The organism is Streptomyces sp. NBC_00647 (genome assembly GCF_045207245.1).
Taxonomy (GTDB): Bacteria; Actinomycetota; Actinomycetes; order Streptomycetales; family Streptomycetaceae; genus Streptomyces.
On record NZ_CP109040.1, the window covers coordinates 7,677,365 to 7,700,773 of the forward strand.

General features: G+C 71.8%; 18 protein-coding genes. 12 read left to right on the forward strand and 6 right to left on the reverse strand.

Features of this window, described 5'->3' with window-relative positions; genetic code table 11:
• The first annotated feature begins 112 nt into the window (after positions 1 to 112).
• The gene (locus tag OG788_RS33755) at positions 113 to 1,438 is read left to right on the forward strand and encodes a M14 family zinc carboxypeptidase (RefSeq protein WP_406374909.1); all 1,326 of its coding nucleotides are present in this window, start codon (positions 113 to 115) and stop codon (positions 1,436 to 1,438) included.
• A complete protein-coding gene (locus OG788_RS33760; protein ID WP_406374910.1) occupies positions 1,435 to 1,851 on the forward strand; it encodes a subtilase-type protease inhibitor in 417 nt (138 codons plus the stop codon). The genes OG788_RS33755 and OG788_RS33760 overlap by 4 nt, the downstream gene beginning before the upstream one ends.
• Position 1,852: 1 nt before the next feature.
• Here the strand turns inward: OG788_RS33760 and OG788_RS33765 are convergent, their stop codons facing one another.
• Positions 1,853 to 3,103, reverse strand: a complete 1,251-nt coding sequence (locus OG788_RS33765) for a M14 family zinc carboxypeptidase (protein WP_406374911.1) — start codon at positions 3,101 to 3,103, stop codon at positions 1,853 to 1,855.
• Positions 3,104 to 3,738: 635 nt separating this feature from the next.
• Here OG788_RS33765 and OG788_RS33770 point away from each other — a divergent pair.
• Complete coding sequence (locus OG788_RS33770; protein WP_406374912.1) at positions 3,739 to 4,845, forward strand: cytochrome P450; 1,107 nt, start codon at positions 3,739 to 3,741, stop codon at positions 4,843 to 4,845.
• Here OG788_RS33770 and treY read toward each other — a convergent pair.
• The gene (gene treY, locus OG788_RS33775) at positions 4,805 to 7,255 is read right to left on the reverse strand and encodes a malto-oligosyltrehalose synthase (RefSeq protein WP_406374913.1); all 2,451 of its coding nucleotides are present in this window, start codon (positions 7,253 to 7,255) and stop codon (positions 4,805 to 4,807) included. The genes OG788_RS33770 and treY overlap by 41 nt on opposite strands.
• 173 nt (positions 7,256 to 7,428) lie before the next feature.
• A complete protein-coding gene (gene glgX, locus OG788_RS33780; protein ID WP_406374914.1) occupies positions 7,429 to 9,537 on the reverse strand; it encodes a glycogen debranching protein GlgX in 2,109 nt (702 codons plus the stop codon).
• A 178-nt stretch (positions 9,538 to 9,715) separates the two neighbouring features.
• Between glgX and OG788_RS33785 the strand changes: the two genes are divergently transcribed.
• The 4 genes from OG788_RS33785 (at position 9,716) to OG788_RS33800 (ending at position 14,090) form a co-directional block, all read left to right on the forward strand.
• Positions 9,716 to 10,531, forward strand: coding sequence for a Tat pathway signal sequence domain protein (locus OG788_RS33785; protein ID WP_351536825.1), 816 nt, complete (start codon positions 9,716 to 9,718; stop codon positions 10,529 to 10,531).
• Between the two features lie 56 nt (positions 10,532 to 10,587).
• Positions 10,588 to 11,904 carry a copper amine oxidase gene (locus OG788_RS33790; RefSeq protein ID WP_406374915.1) on the forward strand — a complete coding sequence of 439 codons (1,317 nt, stop codon included), beginning with the start codon at positions 10,588 to 10,590 and terminating at the stop codon, positions 11,902 to 11,904.
• Between the two features lie 119 nt (positions 11,905 to 12,023).
• On the forward strand, positions 12,024 to 13,262 hold the full coding sequence (locus OG788_RS33795) for an SAV2148 family HEPN domain-containing protein (RefSeq protein ID WP_266763601.1): 1,239 nt from the start codon (positions 12,024 to 12,026) through the stop codon (positions 13,260 to 13,262).
• A 105-nt stretch (positions 13,263 to 13,367) separates the two neighbouring features.
• Positions 13,368 to 14,090, forward strand: coding sequence for a 3'-5' exonuclease (locus OG788_RS33800; RefSeq protein ID WP_406374916.1), 723 nt, complete (start codon positions 13,368 to 13,370; stop codon positions 14,088 to 14,090).
• Between the two features lie 77 nt (positions 14,091 to 14,167).
• On the opposite strand, the gene OG788_RS33805 is transcribed toward OG788_RS33800, so the two are convergent.
• Positions 14,168 to 15,031 (reverse strand): phosphotransferase enzyme family protein, encoded by an 864-nt coding sequence (locus OG788_RS33805; protein WP_406374917.1) that lies wholly within the window; start codon positions 15,029 to 15,031, stop codon positions 14,168 to 14,170.
• Positions 15,032 to 15,543: 512 nt separating this feature from the next.
• On the opposite strand from OG788_RS33805, the gene OG788_RS33810 reads away from it, so the two are divergent.
• Entirely contained in the window at positions 15,544 to 16,518 is a 975-nt protein-coding gene (locus OG788_RS33810) for a CDP-alcohol phosphatidyltransferase family protein (RefSeq protein ID WP_406374918.1), read from the forward strand.
• Positions 16,519 to 16,600: 82 nt separating this feature from the next.
• Here the strand turns inward: OG788_RS33810 and OG788_RS33815 are convergent, their stop codons facing one another.
• On the reverse strand, positions 16,601 to 17,389 hold the full coding sequence (locus OG788_RS33815) for an MBL fold metallo-hydrolase (RefSeq protein ID WP_351536812.1): 789 nt from the start codon (positions 17,387 to 17,389) through the stop codon (positions 16,601 to 16,603).
• Between the two features lie 121 nt (positions 17,390 to 17,510).
• Here OG788_RS33815 and mgt point away from each other — a divergent pair, with 121 nt between their 5' ends.
• Positions 17,511 to 18,710, forward strand: coding sequence for a macrolide-inactivating glycosyltransferase (gene mgt, locus OG788_RS33820; protein ID WP_406374919.1), 1,200 nt, complete (start codon positions 17,511 to 17,513; stop codon positions 18,708 to 18,710).
• A gap of 116 nt (positions 18,711 to 18,826) precedes the next feature.
• On the opposite strand, the gene OG788_RS33825 is transcribed toward mgt, so the two are convergent.
• A complete protein-coding gene (locus tag OG788_RS33825; RefSeq protein WP_351536807.1) occupies positions 18,827 to 21,109 on the reverse strand; it encodes an MMPL family transporter in 2,283 nt (760 codons plus the stop codon).
• A 298-nt stretch (positions 21,110 to 21,407) separates the two neighbouring features.
• Between OG788_RS33825 and OG788_RS33830 the strand changes: the two genes are divergently transcribed.
• The 3 genes from OG788_RS33830 to OG788_RS33840 are packed head-to-tail and all read left to right on the forward strand — an operon-like array spanning position 21,408 to position 23,406.
• Entirely contained in the window at positions 21,408 to 21,956 is a 549-nt protein-coding gene (locus OG788_RS33830) for a DUF1697 domain-containing protein (RefSeq protein ID WP_351536804.1), read from the forward strand.
• Positions 21,949 to 22,320, forward strand: a complete 372-nt coding sequence (locus OG788_RS33835) for a nuclear transport factor 2 family protein (protein WP_351536802.1) — start codon at positions 21,949 to 21,951, stop codon at positions 22,318 to 22,320. Before OG788_RS33830 ends, OG788_RS33835 begins: the two co-directional genes overlap by 8 nt.
• Positions 22,321 to 22,368: 48 nt before the next feature.
• Positions 22,369 to 23,406, forward strand: a complete 1,038-nt coding sequence (locus OG788_RS33840) for a ketopantoate reductase family protein (RefSeq protein WP_406374920.1) — start codon at positions 22,369 to 22,371, stop codon at positions 23,404 to 23,406.
• Positions 23,407 to 23,409: the final 3 nt, after the last annotated feature.

The following is a 23,409-nucleotide window of genomic DNA, read 5'->3' on the forward strand; positions in this document are numbered from 1 at the left end:
TGACGTACCTCAAGAGCCGTGACTGACTGTGTGTACACCATGCACATCAGGTGAACCGACGGCACCGTACGAGTGGAGGTGTGCCCTGCCGCCACTCCGGCGCTACCCGACCGTGGACGAACTCGGCGTCCGCGCCGCCGCGCTCGTCGCCCGGCACCCCGATGCCGCCCGGCTGCGCCGCGTGGGCACCTCCCGGGCCGGCACGCCGCTGTGGCTCCTGTCCGTCGGACACGGCAGCCGTCAGGCCCTCGTCGTCGCCGGACCGCACGCCAACGAACCCGTGGGCGGTGCCACGGTCCTGCGGCTGGCCGAACGGGCGCTCGCCGACCCCCGGCTCACCGAGGGCGCGGACGCCACCTGGAACCTGCTGCTCTGCCTCGACCCGGACGGCTCGCGCCGCAACGAGGCCTGGCTCCGCGGCCCGTACACCCTCGGCCACTACTTCCGGCACTTCTTCCGGCCCGGCTTCCTGGAACAGCCGGAATGGCTGCCCGAGGGCGCGGACTGCGCCGTCCTGCCGGAGACCCGCGCCCTGCTCGGCCTCCAGGACGAGCTGCGGCCGTTCCTCCAGTGCTCGCTGCACGGAGTCGACGTCGGCGGCGCGTTCGTCGAGCTGACCCGCGACCTGCCCGGTCTGGCCCAGCGCGTCGCGCACAGCGCGGCCCGGCTCGGCATTCCGCGCGAACTCGGGCCCTACGACACCCTGTACTGGCCGGCGCTCGGCCCCGCCGTCTACCGCGTCCCGCCGCCGCGCAGGGGAGACCTGGCCGCCGCCATCACGGAGGCCGCCGTCGACTCCACCTGGTTCCATCCGCAGCCGCACGGCACGGTGACGGCGATCGTCGAGGCACCCATGTGGGGTGTCGGCGCCGTCGAGGACCCGGCACGCCCCGCCGATCCCGACGCGGTGCTCCGCTCCGTGAGCCGCGTGCTGCGGCACGACACGCGGCTCCTGGAGGGCATCCTGGCCCGCGTGCGGCCCGGCCTCGGAACCTCGCCGGACATGACGTGTCTCCTCGCGCCCGTGGACGACTATTTACTGGTCGGCCCCGGACTCGCCGACTCCTGGGATCCCGACGTGCGGGACGCCGGCGCGCGCTCCCTGCCGCCGCTCGACACCGCCCGGCTCACCGCCCTGCGCCTCGCCGGACGCCGGGTCGCCCTGCGCACGGCCGGGCTGCTGCACCAGCTGGTCACCGCCTCCGGGCACGACCCGTGCGACGCGCTGCCCGAACTCGACCGGCTGATCGACGCGTGGTGCGCCGACTACCGCGACGGTTGCGGGGCCCGCTGGATACCGGTCGCACGCCAGGTCGAGTACCAGGCGCGCGTGGTGCTCGCCGCGTTCGACCTCGCGGGGCGCCGAGCGGGTGCGCGTTCCCGTTCGGGTGAGCCGGACTGGGGCGCGCAGGCCGCGGTGCCGATGCACCAGGAATGACGAAGACCCTCCCGGCGCTCCGCGTCGGCCTGCTCGTCCCGTTCCTGCTCCTCATGGCGGGCGCGCCCCCGGCCCAGGCCGCGCCTCACGAGGAACGGTCCGGCAACTGGCTCAGCCTCGGCGTCACCCGGGGCGACGCCCGCTCCGGTGACACCCGCGGCGTCCTGCTGCTCTGCGACCCGCCCCAGGGCCACGGCCGCGCGGCCGAGGCCTGTGAGCAACTCCGCGCCGCCGGGGGCGACATCGGTCGCATCCCGCCCCGCTCCGGCGCCGTGTGCCCGATGATCTACGCGCCGGTGACCGTGTCGGCGTACGGCGCGTGGGACGGCCGCCGGGTCGACTACACGCGCACCTTCTCGAACTCGTGCGCCATGGGAGCCGAGACGGGTGCGGTGTTCGACCTGCCGAGCTGAGTCAGGCGGCGGTGTCGCGCGCGTGACGGGCGGCCGCCATCACCGTACGGGCCTGGTGCTCGACCTGGTTCTCCAGCGGCACCCAGCGCGCCCGGAAGCGCTCGGCGAAGGCGTCGCTCCAGCCGGCCACCAGCTGTTCGAGATGGGGTGCCTCGCGGTCGTCGGACTCCTGGAGGACGCGCAGCAGCATGGACGCGGCCCGCAGCGGAATCCGCCGGCCGAACGCGTCGACACTGCCCACGTACGCCATCGTCGTGTCCGGAGGGGGCGCATGCGACCAGTCCGCGGCGAGGCCCGGCACCAGTTCCAGCGCCCACTTCGCCGCCCGCAGAAGGGGCCCGTCGGGTCCCCGCAGCCGCGGCAGGGCCCGCCCGAGCACCGCCTCCACCTGGAACGCGTCGGTCAGCAGCCGGTGCGCCAGGCGCCGCAGCGCCGCCGCGGGGGCGGGGTGGGGCGCCGGATCGTCCACCAGGTCACTGGCCCACATCGGCACCTCCACGACGGCCGTCAGACCGCCGTACCGGTGGGCGTGGTACCAGGTGCTGTGCCGGGCGTCGTCCGGCATGCTCGGGTACGCCGCGTCCGAGCCGGGCGCCGGCATCACATGGACCCCGGGACCGGAAGCGGGCCAGCCCGCGGCGTCCGACGCGGCCGTCTCGACCGGGATGCGCAGCTCCGCCGCGGACTTGGCGAACGGCTCCGCGAGCCCCGGGATGTCCTTGGTCAACTGCACCCAGCTGCCGCCCAGATCGGTCCCGTGCAGCGTCACCTGGAGATAGGGCCGCAGCTCGTCGATGACCCGGGTCAGCGCGCGGGTCTCCGGCGGCAGCCGGTCGGGCGGCAGGACGGAGGGCGACCACTCCGGCTGCTCGGGTCCGGCGGGACGGAAGAAGCCCAGGTGGTAGTCGAGCAGGGTGCGCGGCGCGGGCGTCACATGCAGGCTTGCCCCGTCGGGATCCGCGCAGAGCAGGAAGTGCCAGGAGGTGTCTCTTCGCAACTCCCGTCGGCGCAGCACACGTTCGGCCAGCGACAGCAGCGTCGAGCCGCCCGTCGGTTCGTTCGCGTGGGCCCCGGCCACGACGAGGACCGCACGCCGGGCGTGGCCGACGGACAGCAGGTGGAGAGGCCTGCCCGCGCGGGAGGTGCCCACTTGCCTCAGGACGCACAGGTCGGGCCGGTGGGCCGCCAACGCCCAGGCGGACGAGACGATTTCGGTCACACTGGGATAGCGCAGCTCCGGCAGGTGACTCACCCCCGACTTGTCCGCCCTGCGTCGCTTTTGGCAGTACTCCACGGTCTCGGGGAACTGTCAAGAACGCGGCAGGGCGGCTCCGCGGAGCCCCGGGTGGCATTTCCCCTGGCAACGGGCCGCCGCGGATGCGCGAGCTGCCCGGGGCCGGTGCGGACCGTACCCCCCGGCCTGCGGAGAACCGGGGGAGCGGCCCGGGAGCGGGAGCCCGGGAGGGCCGGCCGGCGTACGCGTGCGCCACGCGCGGGCGAGCCGGTGTCACGTACACGATTCACCCGTACGGGTGTACGGGAACTGCGGTCCAGGGCAGGCGGTGGTCGACTCGGAACAACCGCGCGCGGGTCCGGCGCGCAGACCCGAGGTGGTGGCCCGCGGTGCTGTGTCCTCATGGCCTTCCCGGCGAAGGCGGCCCGACGGCGATACCCGCGGGACCACCGGTCAAGAGCCCGCCCCCGCCCCCGTCCGTGCCGGGCCCGCCTCCCCCGTCCCTCGCGGGTCCGCCGCCGGACTTCACGAGCGCGCCGCTCTCGCCCGTCACGAGCCCGCCGCCGGCCCCGATCACGGCCCTGTCTCTCTCGCCGGTGACCCCGTTCGCGCCCCCGTGCCCCTCGTCCGGGGCGCCGTACCTGCCCCCGAGCGTGCCGTCCGCGCGTGCGACCGTCCTGCCGAGCCTGCTCGATCCCGGCACCGAGCGCGACCCCCAGCCGCTCTACCGCACCCTGCGCGGAGACTTCCCCCTCGTGTACGACGAGCCGTTCGGCGCCTGGCTGATCAGCAGGTACGCCGATGTGCGCGCCGCACTCGCGGACCCGCGGCTCGTCGCGCCCCCGCCCGGTCCCGCACTGGCCCGCCGGGGGGACGGCGCGCCCGGCGGGCACCGGGCCCTGCTGTCCCCGGCGCTCCGGGGCCGCGCGCTGGCGGCCCTGGAATCGGGCGTCGAGCGCACCGCGTACGTCCTCGCCCGCCGCCTCGCGTCCCGGCGGGAGGCCGATCTCGTCGCCGAGTTCTGCCAGTGGCTGCCCGCCGCGGCCGCCGTCGCCGCGCTCGGGCTGCCCTACGAGGACACCGCGCGCGTGCACGCCTGGTGCCGTACGGGACTCGACCACCTCGGCGGGCACCACCCCGGACTCGACGCCTACCTGCGCCCCCACGTCGCCCGCCGCCGTGCCCACCCCGGAGACGATCTGCTGTCCGCGCTGTGCGCGGCCCGGGCCGGCGGGCGTCCCCTGCCGGACGAGGACGTGACGGGCCTGGCCGGGGCGGTGCTGGGCGCGGCCGGCGAGACGACCGCACGCGCGCTCGCCTCGTTCCTCGCCAACCTCCTCGACCATCCCGGCCAGTTGGACCTGATCCGGACCCGCCCCGAGCTGGTGGGCGGCGCCTGGGCCGAGTCGCTGCGCCGCGATCCGCCGCTGCAGATCGTGCCGCGCCGGGCCCTCGCACCGATCGGCCCGATCCGTGAGGGCGCCACCGTGGCGTGTCTGCTGGGTGCCGCGGGCCGCGACCCGGCACGGTTCGCGGACCCGGACCGCTACGACGCCTTCCGCGCCGACCCGGGTGAGCTCGCGTACGGCGCGGGAGCGCACTCCTGCCTGGGGGCCCCGCTGGCCCGGCTGACCGCGGAGCACGCTCTGCGCGCCCTGCTGACCGTCCTGCCGGACGTCCGCAGGGCGGCGGGGCCCAGGCCTCCCGCCGAGGGTCTGATCAGCCGATCCCCGCGGACCCTGCCGGTGCGTCTGCGCTGACGCGCTCCAGCAGCACCACGGGCGACCTCCCGAAGAGGTCCGCCACGCGCGCGTGCCCCGTGAACTCCCGCCCGGGCGAGTCCGGGGAGAGCACGTCGGCCCACCGTCCCCCGGGGAGCGCGAGGCGGGTGTCGCGCCAGCCGCCCGCCTCCGCCAGCCGCAGCGACAGCCGGGTGACGGCCGTGATCACCTCTCCCGACCGCAGGAACGCCGCGCAGTGCGCGGCTCCCGGGCCCCCGGCCGGCAGCGGCGCGTACGTCGCCGCGTCGCCGAAGACGCCGGGCCGCCGGGCGCGCAGCCGCAGCGCGGCGGCCGTGAGCGCCACCTTCTCCGCGGACAGGTCCCGCGGCGCGAACGCCCCCCGGTTGTCCGGGTCCACCAGGGCCCGGTACTCGTCCTCGGTGCCCTGGTACACGTCCGGCACCCCGGGCATCGTCAGATGGACCAGAGCGGCCCCGAGGACGTTCGCCCGCACGTGCGGGGCCAGGGAGGCCCGGAGAGCGGCCACGCGCCGGCCTGGGGCCCCGCACGGCCCCTCGGTGACGAACGCCGCCACCGCGTCCTCGTACGCGGGATCCCGCTCGGTCCAGGCGGTGTGCGTTCCGGCCTCCCTGATGTGCTTCAACACCGCGTCCCGGACCCGCTCTTCGTACGCCGCACCGTCACCGTCGCCTTCGGCGGGGCCGAGGCCGAAGACCGTCTGCCAGGCGGCCCAGGCCACCTGCGGGTCGGGCATCCCCGCCCCGTCCTGGGTCACCTCGGCGAGGAGGTCCGACCAGCGCTCCGGGCACTGGGTGAGGACCGAGACGGCGGCGCGCACGTCGGCGCTGCGCTTCGTGTCGTGGGTCGACAGGACGGTTCCCGTGGCGGGCCAGTCACGCTGCACGCGCGCGCAGTAGGCGTGGAAGTCCTCCGGGGACACCGCGGGGCTGCCCGGGTCGCCGCCCACCTCGTTCGCGGACAGCAGCGGCACATAGCGGTAGAACGCCGTGTCCTCAACGGACTTGGCCCGCAGCGCCGACGAGGTCTGCGCGAACCGGGCCCGGAACTCGGCAGCCTCGGGCCCGTCACCGCCCCGCCCGAGCACAAGGTCCCGTACGACGTCCACGGCATGGGCCTCCTCGGGCACCCTGAACGCCGCCCTGGCCTCGTCGGCGGCCCGCTCGGTCACCACCAGGGACGCGTCCGTGGACGGATAGGGCCGGTACACCTCCAGCCGGACCAGGAGCTCCCGCAGCGCGGCGCCCAGGGCCCAGGGGGCGTGGTCGCGCAGGGCCGGATCGGGGGACGCGGCGCACAGCGCGCTCACCACGCGCGTGAGGCGCTCCACCTCGGTGGCCAGTTCGTGGGTGACCACCTTGTACGCCGCCCGGCGCACGGTGCTCTCCCAGTGCCCGCCCCGGTCGGCCTGCGGGACCGCGAACCGCCGGTAGCGGCCGAGGAGCTGGCTCGCGCCCGCTTCGTCGGTGAAGAGGCCGTCGACGTGCCGCAGCGCGTCGTAGCCGGTGGTGCCCGCCACGGGCCACGCGGGCGGGAGCGGCTCACCGTCCGCGAGGATCTTCTCGACCACCGTCCAGCGGCCTCCGGTCGCCTCGTGCAGCCGGCGCAGATAGGTGTCCGGGTCCGCCAGACCGTCCGGGTGGTCGATGCGCAGTCCCTCGATGACGCCGTCCTCGAGGAGTTCCAGGATCTTCGCGTGGGTCGCCGCGAACACCTCCGGGTCCTCGACCCGCACGCCGATGAGCTCCGAGATGCTGAAGAAGCGCCGGTAGTTGAGATCCGTGCGGGCCATCCGCCACCATGCCGGGCGGTACCACTGGGCGTCGAGGAGCTGGGGCAGCGGCAGCTTCGCGGTGCCTTCGCGCAGCGGGAACACGTGGTCGTAGTAGCGCAGTATGTCGCCGTCGACCTTCAGATGGCCGATCTCGGCGCCGAGACGGTCCCCGAGCACCGGCAGCAGGATCCGGCCGCCCTGGGCGTCCCAGTCGATGTCGAACCAGCGCGCGTACGGCGACTCGGGGCCCTCGCGCAGCACCTCCCACAGGGCGTGGTTGTGGCGCGGGGCCATCGCCATGTGGTTCGGCACGATGTCCACGACGAGGCCCAGCCCGTGCTCCCGCGCGGTGCGCGCCAGGGAGCGCAGCCCCTCCTCACCGCCCAGTTCGGCCCGTACGCGCGCGTGGTCCACCACGTCGTAGCCGTGCGTGGAGCCGGGCACGGCCTCCAGGACGGGGGAGAGATGCAGATGGGAGACGCCGAGCGAGGCCAGATACGGCACGGCCGCCTCGGCACGCCGGAAGGGGAACTCCGGCTGGAGCTGCAGCCGGTACGTGGCTGTCGGTACGGCGGGAACAACCGGGCCGGGGACGACCGGGTCAGCGATCGCCGGTTCGGGACGCTCAGGTGTCATGGGAACCTACGTACCCGCCCGGCCGGATTTCCTGTCATCGCCGTACGCATATGGGCCCGCACGGCGGCCCGGCCCGGCCCCGCGACGGACGGCGCGGCCGCGGAGACCCGTGCCCCGCGCGCGTGCGCCCCACGACGGGAGCCCACGCGCGCGTGCCATCGGACAGCGGTCGCCTAGGCGGGCCGCTGGAGCACCGTCATGCTCCGGTCGACCAGGGTCAGCCGGTCCCCGGCCTCGACCTTCGCGCCCGTACCCGGGGCGACTCCCTCCGGCCGGGACGTGTCGACGACGACCTGCCACTGGCGGCCGTGGTCGACCGGTACGACGAAGTCCAGGGACTTCGGAGAGGCGTTGAACATCAGCAGGAAGGAGTCGTCGGCGATGCGCTCCCCGCGGGGGCCCGGCTCGGAGATCGCGTTGCCGTTCAGGAAGACGGACAGCGCCCGGGCCTGCGCGGAACCCCAGTCGCGCTGGGTCATCTCCTGGCCCTCCGGGGTGAACCACGCGATGTCGGAGAGCTCGTCGTGGGTGCCCTGGACGGGCCGCCCGTGGAAGAACCGCCGCCGCCGGAAGACGGGATGGTCCCTGCGCAGCCACACCATCGCGCGGGTGAAGTCCAGGAGCTCCGAGCCGTCCTCCGGCCACGGCACCCAGGCCAGCTCGCTGTCCTGGCAGTACGCGTTGTTGTTGCCGCCCTGGGAGCGGGCGAACTCGTCGCCGTGGCTGAGCATGGGCACGCCCTGGGAGAGCATCAGCGTGGCGATGAAATTGCGCTGCTGCCGGCCCCGCAGCGCCAGCACCGTCTCGTCGTCCGTCTCGCCTTCGGCGCCGCAGTTCCAGGAACGGTTGTGACTCTCGCCGTCGCGGTTGTCCTCGCCGTTGGCCTGGTTGTGCTTGTTGTTGTAGGACACGAGGTCGTGCAGCGTGAAGCCGTCGTGGCAGGTCACGAAGTTGATGGAGGCGAGCGGACGGCGACCGTCGTCCTGGTACAGGTCGGACGAGCCGGTCAGCCGGGACGCGAACTCGGCCAGCGTGCGCGGCTCACCGCGCCACATGTCCCGCACGGTGTCGCGGTACTTGCCGTTCCACTCGGTCCACAGGGGCGGGAAGTTGCCCACCTGGTAGCCGCCCTCGCCGACGTCCCAGGGCTCGGCGATCAGCTTCACCTGGGAGACCACCGGGTCCTGCTGGACGAGGTCGAAGAACGACGACAGCCGGTCCACCTCGTGGAACTGCCGGGCCAGGGTGGCCGCGAGGTCGAAGCGGAAGCCGTCCACGTGCATCTCGGTGACCCAGTAGCGCAGCGAGTCCATGATCAGCTGGAGCACGTGCGGGGAGCGCATGAGGAGGGAGTTGCCGGTGCCCGTGGTGTCCATGTAGTAGCGGGGGTCGTCCGCCAGACGGTAGTACGAGGCGTTGTCGAGGCCCCGGAAGGAGAGGGTCGGCCCCAGGTGGTTGCCTTCGGCCGTGTGGTTGTAGACCACGTCGAGGATGACCTCGATGCCGGCCTCGTGCAGCGCCCGGACGGCCGACTTGAACTCCAGGACCTGCTGACCGCGGTCGCCCCAGGAGGCGTACGCGTTGTGCGGGGCGAAGAAGCCGATGGTGTTGTAGCCCCAGTAGTTGTTGAGACCCATGTCGACCAGACGGTGGTCGTTCACGAACTGGTGTACGGGCATCAGTTCCAGTGCGGTGACGCCCAGTTCCGTCAGGTGTTCGATGATCGCCGGGTGGGCGAGCGCCGCGTACGTGCCGCGCAGCTCGTCGGGGAGCGCCGGATGCAGCATCGTCAGGCCCTTGACGTGGGCCTCGTAGAGAACGGTGTGGTGGTACTCCGTCCGGGGGCGTCGGTCGTCGCCCCAGTCGAAGTACGGGTTGACCACGACCGACGACATCGTGTGCGGCGCCGAGTCGAGGTCGTTGCGCTTGTCGGGTGACCCGAACGGATAGCCGTACACCTCCTCGCCCCAGGTCACGGAACCGGCGATCGCACGCGCGTACGGGTCGAGGAGCAGCTTCGCGGAGTTGGCGCGCCGTCCGCGCTCCGGTGCGTAGCGCCCGTGCACCCGGAAGCCGTACCGCTGCCCGGGCATGACGCCGGGCAGGTAGGCGTGCCGGACGAACGCGTCGGTCTCGCGCAGTTCCACGGCCGTCTCCGAGCCGTCGTCGTGCAGCAGACACAGCTCAATACGGTCGGCGGCCTCCGAGAAGACCGCGAAATTGGTGCCGGCACCGTCGTACGTGGCACCGAGTGGATATGCCTCTCCAGGCCAGACCTGCATGGATATGACTCTTCCAGTAGTGCCGTGCCCCTGGGGGCGAGTCCGAGCCGAGTCTCCCCGAAAGTGATGGAACCTCCTATGACTTACATCCCTCTTACCCCGTGACCAGGCATACCTCGTATGCCGAACCAGTGGGACTCGAGCGACTCCTGAACAACGTGGGGGGAGTGGGGGAAATGTGCGCAAGATAGTGCACCGCCATCTGGGCAAGGTGGTGGCGGGTGCGGCCATCGCGGTGGCCGGGACGGCCGTGATGGTCGGTATCACCCTTCCGGGGTCGGCGGGGGCCGACGAGCGGGACGGGGGCCCGGCAGCCGGCACGACCGCGCAGGAGCGGGCGGCGCTGCGGGAGCAGGGCGGAGCGGTGCGGCCCGGCGTCGTCGAGCGGGCTCCGGCCCAGGGCGAGAAGGGCAAGGGCCGTGACCCGCTGACCGACGACGAGATGAAGCGCGTCGAGCGGATCGCGGTGAACCGGCAGCTGTTCAACGCCACCGAGAACGTCGAGGGCGAGCGAGGACCGCAGCGGATCGGCGTCGACCTCGCCGAACCCGAGACGGCCGAACTGGACGACCCGAACGCGCCGCGCCGCGCCGACGTCACGTTCTACGACTACAAGGACGACACGCTCGTCACCAAGACCGTCAACCTCGACACCGGGAAGGTCGAGAAGACGGGCACCCAGCACGACGTGCAGCCGCCGATCAGCCGCGACGAGATGACCGAGGCCGCCGAGCTGCTGATCGCCGACCCGCTCGGCGCCGGCCTCAAGGCCGACTTCAAGGACGCGACCGGCAAGGAACTCGCCTCGCCCGGCCAGCTGATGCTCAACAGCATGGTCTACCGCGCGACGCCCGGCGCCCAGCCCGGCGTCCTCGACGCCTGCGGCGAGCACCGCTGCGTACGGCTCTTCCCGAAGGTCAAGAACGGGCCCTGGATCGACAGCCGTGACCTGGTGATCGACCTGAGCGCCCGCAAGGTCGGCAAGCTCGGCTGAGCGCCGCCCTTCTCTCCTTCCCACCTTCACTGCTTTCCGCAAGGAGTCACTTCTTCATGCGCGTCAACAGAAACAGCCGTGCCCGCAGCCGGACGGCGGCGGGCCTCTCGGTGCTCGCCCTGGCCGCCGGCGCGACGACGGCCGCAGGACCGGCCGTCGCCCAGCCGAAGGCCGCGCCCGCCCCGGCCGCCGACTGCAGCGCGGACTACCGGATCGAACAGAAGCTCGCCACCGGCACCACCTGGCGGATGTGCTGGCACTACGAGAGCGAGGCCGGGCTCGTCCTGGAGGACATCTCGTACCAGCCGCCCGGCGAGGCCGCACCGATCAAGGTCCTCAGCAGCGCCAAGCTCGCCCAGATCGACGTCCCCTACGACGACGGCTCGGTCGAGTACAGCGACCTGACGGGCGCCGGCTTCGGCCAGGGCCTGGTCGACATGGTCCCCGCCGAATGCCCCGGCGGCGCCATCAAGACGGTCAAGGTCCCGGACGCCTGGGACCCGCAGCACGCGAACGTCAAGGGCCTGTGCACCACCACCCGTACACGCGGTCACGCCTACCGGATGGAGGCCGACACGGGGAACAAGGTCTTCCAGAAGCAGGGCAAGGACCTGCTCGTGTACACCGTCAACCAGGTCGGCTGGTACGAGTACATCACCGAGTGGCGCTTCCAGGACGACGGCACCGTCAACATGAACGTCGGCGCCACCGGCAGCCTCTCGCCCGGTGACTACGACGCGGGTGACGGCCGCGGCTGGCCGCTGGGCAAGGGTGCCAAGGACTACGCCACCAGCCACAGCCACAACGTCTTCTGGCGGCTCAACTTCGGCCTGGACGGCTCCTCCAAGGCCAAGGTGGAGCAGTACGACTCCACGGTCAGCCCGCCCGCGAGCGGTGCCGAGGCGCCGAGCAACAAGACCAAGGTCACCAAGGTCACCAAGGAACTCGCGGGTGACGCCAAGAACATGCGCTGGTGGCGCGTGGTCAGCAACTCCGGCAAGAACAAGGACAATCACGCCCGCAGTTACGAGTTCGTCCCGGGCGCGACCACCAAGTACCTCGGCCGTGCCTTCACCAAGCACGACGTCTACTTCACCGAGTACAACAAGTGCGAGCAGTTCGCCAGCGACAACCTGCGCAACTGCGGTGCCGGACACGGCAAATCCGTCGACAAGTGGGTCGGCGGTCAGACGCTCACGCACCCCATCGCCTGGGTCAACGTGGGTTTCCACCACATCGCCCGTGACGAGGACCAGCAGCCCATGCCGGTCCACTGGCAGGGCTTCTCCATCGCCCCGCGCGATGTCACCGCTATGAATCCGCTCACTCCGCCGGAGCTGGCGGACCAGAACGGGCATGTAGAACCAAGGTAGTTGGGAAACGACCTGTGCATCGGGCTGCACCGCTCGCCGCTCCCGGAGTACCCTTCCTTGATCGTTGATTGGGGCCTGGCCCCTGGGGAGTGCTCGGGGGAGCGGAAGGCGGTGCGCGGGTGGGCTCGGGAGGGCTGGAGTTGCCTCCTGGTGACGAGGGTCACGAGGGGAACTCCACAGATGTCCCACCCGGCGCGGTGTCCCTGGCGCGGCCGATGGAAATGGGATCCATTGGACCGGAACTGGACTGGGGCGCCGACGCCTGGCGCGAGGTGCGTACGCGCGCCCAGCGAGCCGGGCGCGCCTACATCTGGCTGAACCTGGTCGAACAGCGGCTGCGCGCGGTCGTGGCCGCTGTTCTCCGTCCCATCTACGAACCCGTCCATGGCGACGACTGGGTGGTCGCCGCCGCGGGTCCCGCCGGGCAGGAGTGGGTGCAGCGGGCGGTCGCCGTCCGCGAAGTCAGCCGTCGCAAGGGGTACTTGCTCGACCCGGCCGACGACAACGTGCTCAGTTTCCTCACGTTGCCCCAGCTGCGCGAGCTGATGGTGCAGCACTGGCCGTGCTTCGAGCCCTACTTCGACGAGCGCAGGGACGTCGAACTGGCCCTGGACGAGCTGGAAGTGACCCGGAACGTCGTGTCGCGCAACCGTGCCCTGTCCGAGGCCGTGCTGGGCCAGGCCGAGCGGGCCGCGGCGAAGCTCCTGGAGATCCTCGGCGCCGGGAGCGACGTGCCCTCCGCGCGGCGGCTGCCCGTGGACGCCGTCGAGGACCTCGTGGGCGACCGGTACGCGGACGTCGTCGGAGTGCACTCCGACCGGGTGCGGCTGCTGCGCCAGTTCCCCGCCGAGGATCTCTTCGGCGGAGCCCGGCGGCTCGACGCGATCGGCATCGGCCTGAACCTGCTGGTGCAGAACTTCTCCGGGCGCCGGCTGGTCCGCCTCGCCGAGTCCGGCTGCCGGACGCGGCTGCTGTTCCTGAACCCCGCGTCCAGCGCCGTCAAACGGCGGGAGCGTGAACTCGGCATCAAGCGCGGCGAGTTGAGCCGAGCTGTCGAGATGAACATCCTGCACATGCGACGGGTCCGGTCCAGGCTGCGCGACCCGGACGCCTTCGAGATCCAGGTCTACGACGAGACGCCCCGCTTCACCGCCTACCTCGTGGACGGGGACGGCTCGGACGGCATCGCGGTCGTGCAGTCGTATCTGCGCCGGACACGCGGTATGGAGGCGCCGGTCCTGGTGCTGCGCGGCGGAAGCCGGCTCGTCAAACCGGACGAAAGCAACGAAGAGGGGCTTTTCCCCACCTATCGCGAGGAGTTCGAGGTGGCCTGGGCCGATTCGCGGCCTGTGTCCTGAAAAGGCTCTCCCCCGGCCGAGCGGAACGCGGTCCTCGGATTGTCAGTGGCTCATGGGATCGTGGAGACCACTGGGGGAAAGCACCACGAAGAAGGGGGGCCGCCCATGGGCTGGCACCGGGAGCTGCTGATCGGCTTCGACCTGGAGACGACCGGGACCGATCCGCGCGAGGCGCGCATCGTGACGGGTGCCGTGATCGAGGTCAAGGACGGAGAGCCGGGAGGGCACCGCGAGTGGCTGGCCGATCCGGGCGTGGAGATCCCGGTCGACGCCGTGGCGGTGCACGGGATCACCAATGAGCGGGCGGCCGCCGAGGGCCGGCCCGCCGACGAGGTCGCCGACGCGATGGCGGGCGTCCTCGTCACCTACTGGCGGACCGGCGTCCCGGTCGTCGCGTACAACGCGGCCTTCGACCTCACGCTGCTCTCCGCCGAACTGCGGCGGTACGGACTGCCGTCGCTGCGCGAGCGGCTCGGCGGCATCGACCCGGCCCCTGTCATAGACCCGTACACGATCGACCGCTCGGTGGACCGCTACCGCCGGGGCAAGCGCAACCTCGAAGCGGTCTGCACCGAGTACGGGGTGGTCCTGGACTCCGCCCACGACGCCTCGGCCGACGCGCTCGCCGCGGCCCGGCTCGCCTGCGCGATAGCCGGCCGCCACCCCAAGGTCGCGGCCCTCGGCCCCGCCGAGCTGCACCGACGCCAGATCGACTGGTATGCGGAATGGGCGGCCGACTTCCAGAGCTTCCTGCGCCGCAAGGGCGACGCGGACGCGGTGGTGGACGGGACCTGGCCGCTGCGGGACCTGGCGGACGACAGAGTCTGACCCGACCGCCTCCCGCGCCCCGCCGCCGGAGCGTGAAGGACGACTCCCGTCGATCGTGCGGTCGGCCGGGTGTCCGGTCAGAACGGGTACCAGCGCACCGTCTCGTCGCCGTCCCGCAGGGACGCCACCCTGCGTTCGAACTCCGCCAGCGCCTTGGCACTGGTCGGCGCGTGCTGGGCGACCCAGGCGCAGCTGGCCGTCTCACGGGCGCCCCGGAGGACCGAGCAGCCCTCCCACGCGCGGACGTCCCAGCCGTACGCCGCGGTGAAGGAGTCGTACGCCTCGGCGGGAAGCCCGTAACGGTCACGGGAGAGGGCCATGACCACCAGGTCGTGTTCGCGCAGATCGGCGGAGAAGGTCTCCAGGTCGACCAGGACCGGTCCGTCCGGGCCGACGTGGACGTTGCGGGGCAGCGCGTCACCATGGATCGGGCCCGGCGGCAGATGCGGGGCGAGCGCGACGGCTGCCGTGGCGAACCCGTCGCGCCGTTCCCGCAGATACGCCGCGTCCGCGGGGTCGATCGCGTCGCCCGCCAGACGCAGCCAGCGCTCCACACCGCCGAGGAGTTCACGGGGCGGCAGGGTGAAGGAGGGGGAGGGCAGCGCGTGCACCACCCGAAGGAGCTCGGCCAGGTCGCGCGGCTCGGCGGGGCGGACGGGGTCGGGCAGCCGGTGCCACACCGTCACGGGGTGCCCTTCGACCAGCAGCGGCTCCGGCTCGGCGGCCCGCACGGCGGGGACGCCCGACCCGGCCAGCCACGCGGCGATGTCCAGCTCCCGGCGCGCGCGGTCGAGGAGTTCGGCGTCCCGCCCGACCTTGACGACCAGATCGCCGGCGGCGAACACCGCGTTCTCCCCGAGGGCGAGGAGCGACGCGTCCCGCGCCGGCCCCGGCAGCACCTTCGCCGCCGCCAGTACGTCCCGCGCCCGTGCCTCGTCCATCGCTCGCCTCCGTGTCCGCGCGCGCCGCCCGCGCTGCCCTCGCGTACGACGGCGTGGGGTCACGCCATCCGTCGGCCAGTGTCCCATTCCCACAGGTCGGACCCGGTGCGTGGCGTCCTGAGCCGCCGGGTGTCACGCGGTGGGCAACGGGCCCCGGTCGCGGAGGCCGCCATGGGAACGGCACCTGAGGGAAAAAAATCTCGGCGAAGCGGAATTGCGCGGGCGAGGGCCACAAGCGCTGCAGGGGCCACCGGAATGTCACCGTCCACGAGTGCGGCGACGCCCTTCCGTCATGGTTGCGCTCGGACGGTGAAGTCCTGGCGCACGTTGAATAACGGTCGGGTCATTGCATAACGCTCGGGTAACGCGGGGCCTGCCGGAAAGTCCCATCGACTCGGGTACTGATGGGACCGTTACCCCCTCGGAAAGGTTGCACGGAGCGGATCTTGTGCCTTGGGTAAGGGGATTCCTAGCGTGAGGTTAATTCCGTTCGAACATCAGGAAGTTGACCCATGCGACTCATACGTCGAGACATTCCGGACCTCGCCGAGGTGCGGCGCATCACGGAGAAGAAGCGCGACGCGTGGTGGACCGTGCTGCTCGTCGACCCGGTCGCCACCCCCTTGGTCAGGCAGCTCGCCATGCGGACGAGGATCACGCCGAACCAGATCACCTGGGGCGCGTTCCTGCTGGGCCTGGTCTCGGCGGCCTGCTTCGCGCTCGGCGACTGGCGCTGGCTCGTCGCGGGTGCGGTGGTCTACCACGTCAGCTTCATCTTCGACTGCATGGACGGCAAGCTCGCCCGGCTCACCGGTCAGGGCTCGGTGTTCGGCGCCTGGCTGGACTTCGTCTTCGACCGCATCCGAGTCGCCGTCTGCGCGGTGGCGCTGATGGCCGGCCAGTATCAGCGCAGTGGGGAGACGCTGTACATCTGGCTGGCCCTCGCCGTCGTGGGGCTCGACACCCTGAGGTACATCAACTCCCTGGAGATCTTCAAGATTCGTCACTCCATGCGGAAGCAGATCAAGTCGCGGCTGCGGGAGGCGCGCCGCGCCGAGAACCAGGCCGAGCTGGCCTTCATGGAGGACCTGCTGCGCGACAACCCCGAGGCCGACATCGAGCAGGACATGGGCAAGGCCGAGGCGGCCGCCGGGGCGGAGGCCGCGGAGGGCGCCACGACCGTTCCCTCGCCCCAGGTCATCGATCTGCAGCGGGAGTTCCGCCACCGCTTTCCGACCTATCTGCGGGTGCGCTCTCTCCTGTTGCGGCACCGGATTCGCCCCCACCTGGTGAGCGGAATCGAATTCCAGATGGGCGCCTTCATCATCGGTCCGCTTCTCGACTCCGTCGTGGAGGCGACCGTCGTCTCCGGAGCGCTGCTTCTCGTCTTCGAACTCGCCATCATCTACAAGCTTCTGCTGTCCACCCGGGATTTCACGCGCACGATCAACTCGTTCGAGCGCGACGCGGTGACCAAGGCCGCCTGAGCCCTTTTCTCCCGGCGGACAGCACGGTGGCCGGGGCGCACGCCCCCGGCCACGGGTGAGGTTCGCCGTTTGCGGGCGTGGGTCACGCCGGCCCGGGATGCGGACCCGCCAGCACGCTCGGCCGGGACACGAACGCGGCCTCGGGGCCGAAGCGGGAGTCGAGGGCGTCCGCGAGGTCGTTCAGCGCGCGGGGGCAGTCACCGTTGAACGAGGAGCCGTGCATCACGGCGAGTGTGGCGGGCCGCAGCTCCGCGAGCGAGCGCAGCGTGGCCGTCATCGCGGTCAGGCACGAGATCTGGCGGAACAACTCCTCCGCCTCCAGGCAGAGTTCGACGATACCGTCGGCGGTGACGGCGGGCCCGTTCCCGAGGTGGGTGAACAGGTCACCGCAGAAGAGGGTGCGGGTGTGCTCCTCGAAGAGCAGCCGGGCCTCCCAATTGTGGGGTACGTGCGGGGTGTTGATGTTCCGCACGACCCGGCGCACCTCGTGGCCGCCGATGTCCAGACGCTCGCCCTCGCCCATCGGCCGCGGCGGCCGGGACACCAGGTCGTTCAGCGTGACCAGACAGCCCAGGGTGTTGTGCGCGACCTCGGCGTGCTGGGCCTCGGCCAGGAACTCGTTCACCGCGCCGCACTCGTCGGCCTCGACATGCCCGAACGTGATCCAGCGCAGCCGGTCCACCGGCATCACGCGCGCGATGGCCTCGGAGACCGACGGGAACAGGGCGCGCATCCCGGTGTGGAAGAGCAGGGGTTCCTCCGCCGCCACCAGGAACTGGTTGAAGGTGAAACCCGCCGGCGGGGCGATCTCGGGAACGTGGGTCGAGATCCGGTAGATGCCGTCGGCGATCTCGTCGAGACGCGTCTGCACGGTGAGCCGTCCCTTCGTCGCGGTGGGCCCCGCTCTCCGTAGTACCCGATCCGCAGGTGGGCCGCGACCGCAGACGTGTATTGGTTGGACGAGACGTATCGTCTCGCTTAGGCTGGAGCGCATGACCACTCGACCCGCCCATATCGCCATGTTCTCCATCGCCGCCCACGGCCATGTGAACCCGAGCATCGAAGTGATCAGGGAACTCGTCGCCCGCGGCCACCGTGTCACGTACGCGATTCCACCCGCGTTCGCCGACCGGATCGCCGAGACCGGCGCCGAACCGAAACCGTGGGACTCGACGCTGCCCACCGACGACGATCCGGACGCGTGGGGGACCGAGCTGATCGACAACATCGAGCCGTTCCTGGCGGACGCCCTGCAGGCCGAGCCGCAGCTCGCGGCGGCCTACGCGGGGGACGAGCCGGATCTGGTGCTGTACGACATCACCGCCTATCCCGCCCGGGTGCTCGCCCATCGCTGGGGTGTCCCGATCGTGCAGCTCTCACCGAACCTGGTGGCCTGGGAGGGTTACGAGGAGGAGGTCGGCAAGCCGCTGTTCGAGCCGCTCAAGCGGACCCCGCGCGGCCAGGCGTTCTACGAGACCTTCGCCGGCTGGATCGCCGAGAACGGCATGGACCTGAGCGTCGAGGACTTCATGGGCCGCCCCGACCGCTGCCTCGTCCTCATCCCGCGGGCCCTTCAGCCGAACGCCGACCGCGTCGACGAGCGGCGCTACACCTTCGTAGGGGCCTGTCAGGGCGACCGTGGCGCGCAGGGGGAGTGGCAGCGGCCCGCCGGTGCCGGGCGGGTGCTGCTCGTGTCACTGGGTTCCAGCTTCACCAAGCAGCCCGCCTTCTACCGCGCGTGCGCCGAGGCCTTCGAAGACCTGCCGGACTGGCATGTCGTGCTGCAGATCGGAAAGTTCGTCGACCCGGCGGAGCTGGGCGAGCTGCCCGGCAACGTGGAGGTGCACTCATGGGTGCCGCAGCTCGCGGTCCTGCGGCAGGCCGACGCGTTCATCACCCACGCGGGCGCGGGAGGCAGCCAGGAGGGACTGGCCACCGGCACGCCGATGGTGGCCGTACCGCAGGCGGTGGACCAGTTCGGCAACGCCGACATGCTCCAGACGCTCGGCGTCGCCCGCCATCTCCCCATGGAGGAGGCCACCGCCGCCGCCCTGCGCGAGGCCGTCCTCGCGGTGGCCGACGATCCCGAAGTCGCGCGCCGGCTGCGGGAGATCCGCGAGCGGATGACCGAGGAGGGAGGCACCCGGCGGGCCGCCGACCTCATCGAGGCGGAACTGCGCGCGCGGACGTGAACCCCGTGCGAAGGGCCCGTCGGCCCCGTCCCCGAAGGGAGGGGGCCGACGGGCCCTGAGGGACCGACAGGCCCGGAGGACGAGGTGTCGCTCCGGCCGGTGGTTCCGGTGGCCGGCTACACCCCGGCCCGCTCGCCCTCGATCGTCACCGGCACCGGGGCCGCGACGGCTTCGGACGACTCGTCGTGCGTGAGGTCGGGCATCCGGTTCAGCCACTTCGGCAGGTACCAGTTGTGCTCGCCGAGCAGCGCCATCACCGCGGGGAGCAGTACACCCCGGATGATCGTCGCGTCGATGAGCACCGCAGCCGCCAGGCCCACACCCATCTGCTTCATGGACTGCATGGACAGCGTTCCGAAGATCGCGAAGACGGCGACCATGATGACGGCGGCGCTGGTGACGACACCGGCCGTGGTGACCACGCCGTGCCGGATCGCGTCCTTGGTGCTGCGGCCCCGCAGCCGTGCCTCACGGATCCGGGAGACCACGAACACGTGGTAGTCCATCGAGAGTCCGAAGAGGATCACGAAGAGGAACAGCGGCAGCCAGGTGACGATGGCGCCGACGCCTTCCGCGCCCACCAGGGACGCACCCCAGCCGTGCTGGAAGACCGCGACCAGGATGCCGTAGGCGGCCGCCACGGAGAGGAGGTTGAGGACGATCGAGGTGATCGCGATCGTCAGCGAGCGGAAGGAGAGCAGCATCAGGAGGAAGGCGAAGACGACCACGAAGGCGAAGACCGGGGTCACCGAGCCGACCAACTGGTCGTTGAAGTCGTGCGATCCCGCGACCTGCCCGGTGATCGGAGCCTCCACGCCGTCGACCTTGCCGAGTGTCTCCGGGCGCACCGTGTCGCGCAGCAGCTCCAGGCTCTTCTCCGCCTTGTCCTGATCGGAACCGCCGACCAGCGGGACGTAGACGAAGGCGACGTTGTGCTCCGCGTGCACCTTGATGTCGACCGGACCGCGCGAGGCGCCCGAACTGATCGCCGCCGCACGGAAGTCGGCGAGCGCCGCCTTCACATCGGCGGCGCCGATGTCCCGCGCCTTCACGACGACCTCGGCCGGCTCGGAGCCGCCGGGGAAGGCGTCGTTGACCCGGTTGTACGTGCCCACGATCGACAGCGAGTCGCCGAACTCCTTGTCCAGGGTGAGCTGTTGGGTCTTCATGCCGAGTGCCGGAGCGGCGATGGCGAGCAGCGCGCCCGTCGCGACGACCAGGGAGATCGCGGGCCGGGCGAGCACGACGCGCAGGACGGCACTCCAGAACCGGCTGCCCTGGTCGGCCGGACGACGGTTGCTCCGTCCGCCGTTCGCGCCGCGCCGCTTGGCCCGGTGCAGGAAGGGGAGGCGGCCCTTCTCGACCCGCTCGCCGAGCAGGGAGAGCAGCGCGGGCAGCACGGTGACCGAGCCGACCATGGCGACGGCGACGACCATCAGCGAGGCCAGGCCCATCGCCTCGAACTCGGCGAGTCCGGTGAAGAGCATGCCCGCCATCGCCACGCACACGGTGACACCGGAGACGATGATGGCGCGGCCACTGGTCGCGGCGGCGATCCGCAGCGCGGTGGCGGCGTCACGGCCCGCCTCGCGCTCCTCGCGCTCACGCCGGAGATAGAACAGGCAGTAGTCGACACCGACGGCCAGACCCACCAGCAGCATCACGGAGTTGGCTGTGTCGCTCATCGGCATCAGGTGGCTGACGACGCCCATCAGACCCATCGTCGCCATGATGGCGGTGACCGCGAGCGCCACCGGGAGCAGCGCCGCCACCAGCGCGCCGAACGCGATCAGCAGGATGCCGAGCGCCACGGGGACGGCGGAGAGTTCGGCCTTCTGGAAGTCGTCGCCGAAGGCGTCGTCGTACTGCTTCATCATGCTGGCGCCGCCGATCTCCTCGATCCGCAGCCCGGCGTGGTCCTTCTGTACGCCCTTGACGGCGTTCAGCACGGGCTCGACGCGCTCGCCCGCCGTCTCGGAGTCGCCGCGCATGTCGAACTGCACGAGCGCGCTGCGGCCGTCCTTCGAGATCGTCTTCGTGTCGTACGGCGATGTCACGTCCGAGACCTTGCCGGTGGCGTCTACCGCCTCGACGACCGCGGCGACCGCGCTCCGGAACTCGGCGTCCGTGGCCTTGGTGCCCGCGTCCTTCGCCTGGATCAGGACCGTCTCGCTGGCCGGCTCCTTGATGTCGGCGTCCTCGATGATCTTGGCCGCGGTGTGCGTCTCGCCCTTGAGCTGGTCGCTCTCCTTGACGTCGACGCGGCCCGCAGCGGAGCCGAGGCCCATCGCCAGGACGACGAACAGCACCCAGATTCCGACGGCCGCCCATCGGTGGCGGGCGCTCCAGCCGCCTGCTCGCGCGGCGATGCCCCGCACCCGTGTGTCTCCGTTCCCCATGACGGGCCAGCCCCCTTGTGCACGGTGACAACCCCCTGCCGCCACCTTTCGTATTGAAGGTATGGCGCGGACAAGCCCGTCTCCTCGTACTGCCCGGTGAACCCTCGGCGCTCCGGCTCCTCCCCGCGGACCCCGGGGTCTCCGCACTGGGGAGGACGTAGGCCCCTTACACGTAATGGCCCTTCTCGGGGACGCCGCTCAGGGACGGCCACGTCCCGGAGGCCGTCGCGCGGCCCCGTGGCACCCCGGCCGTCGTGCCCACCCCCGCGGGGCACGACGGCCGTTTTATGGTGTGCGGATGACGACGACGTACGCGGCGCTGTTGCGCGGCATCAATGTGGGCGGTGCGAAGAAGGTGCCGATGGCCGAGCTGCGCACCCTGATGGAAGGACTCGGGTACGGCGACGTCCGCACGTATCTCCAGAGCGGGAACGCGGTGTTCAGCAGCGGTCACGGCGACGAGGACTCCCTCGCCGAGGAACTCTCCGGCGCCATCGAGAAGCACTTCGGCTTCGGTGTCGGTGTGCTCGTCCGTGATCACGGCTATCTGCGGGCCGTCCGGGAGGCGTGCCCGTTCCCGGCCGCCGAACTGGAGGCCAAGCAGCTGCACATCACGTACTTCTCGGACCCCGTCGACGCCGGGCGCTTCGCCTCCGTCGAGCCCGCGGCCTTCCTCCCCGAGGAGTTCCGCCTGGGGGACCGCGTCCTCTACCTGTACGCACCCGACGGTCTCGGCCGCTCCAAGCTGGCCGAGGCCCTGGCGAAGCCCAGGCTGCTCAAGGGCGTCCTCGCCACCACACGGAACTGGAACACCGTCGTCAAACTGGAGGAACTGACCGGTGCCTGAGCGCAATGCCGCCGTCGAGGCCGCCATCGAGGGCGAACTGCGCCTGCTCGACCCGGCGGTCCGCCGCTCGCCCGAACTCGTCGGCGCGCTGCTGCACCCCGAGTTCTACGAGTTCGGCCTGTCCGGACGCATCTGGGACCGCGCCTCGATCGTCGCCTCGCTGGCCGCGGAGACGGAGACCGGGAGCCGCAGTACGACCTCACGCATGAGGGGTGTCCAGCTGGCCGCCGACCTGGTCCATCTGACGTTCGACACCGACAACAACGGGCGCCGGGCGCACCGGAGTTCACTGTGGCGGCTGACCGGGGACGAATGGCTCCTGTACTTCCACCAGGGCACCCCGTTCGGCTCCGTCGAAGGGTGACCCTCCGAACCCGCTGCCCGCTACACCCTTCTGTGCGAGGCTCGTCGTATGCGCTATGTCATCATCGGGGCCGGGGCGGTCGGCGGAGCCGTGGGGGGCCGGCTCGCCGAGGCGGGGCACGAGGTCGTCCTCGTGGCCCGGGGCGCGCATCTCGCGGCGCTGCGTGCCGGCGGGCTGCGGTTCGTGACCCCCGAGGGCCCGCGCACCCACCGGCTCCCCGCGGTCGACGGACCGGACGCGCTCGGGGAACTGCGCGCTGACGACGTACTCGTCCTCACCGTGAAGACCCAGGACTGCGAGGCGGCCCTGCGGGACTGGGGACCGCGTCCGGTCGCGGGCGGCGGCACGGCCGCCGAGCGGCTGCCGGTGGTCTGCGCGCAGAACGGCGTCGAGAGCCGGCGTCTGGCGCTGCGCCGCTTCCGCCGGGTGTACGGGGTCTGCGTCTGGCTGCCCGCCACCTTCGTCGAACCCGGCGTCGTCGCGGCGGCCGGCTCCCCGCTCACCGGCATCCTGCACCTCGGCCGGGTTCCGCAGGGCACCGACGACACGGTCCGCCGGATCGCCGCGGACCTGGAGACGGCCCGCTTCGAGGCGCCGGTCGTGCCGGACGTGGCGCGCTGGCAGTACGCCAAGCTCCTGGGCAATCTCGCCAACGCGATCGAGGCGGTCAGCGGGGTCCTCACCAGCGAGGAGGGCCTGGCGCTCTTCGGGCGGGTACGGGCGGAGGGCGCGGCGGTGCTCGACGCGGCCGGTATCGCGTACGCCGGTGAGGAGGAGCAGAGCCGGGTACGCGCCGGCAAGATCACCTTCAAGCCCTTCGACGGCTCCGACCGCGGCGCGGGCTCCTCCTGGCAGTCCCTGCACCGCGGCACCGGCACCATCGAGGCCGACTATCTGAACGGCGAGATCGCGCTCCTGGGCCGGCTGCACGGTGTACCGACCCCGCTCAACGACCTGCTCCAGCGGCTGGCCAACACCTTCGCGCGCGAACGCCGGGCGGCGGGGTCGATGCCGGTGACCGAGCTCGTCCGGCTGGCCGACGAGGCTGTCGCGTTTGTTCAAGAGGAGCGGGCGCCGCGTCCCTAGCGT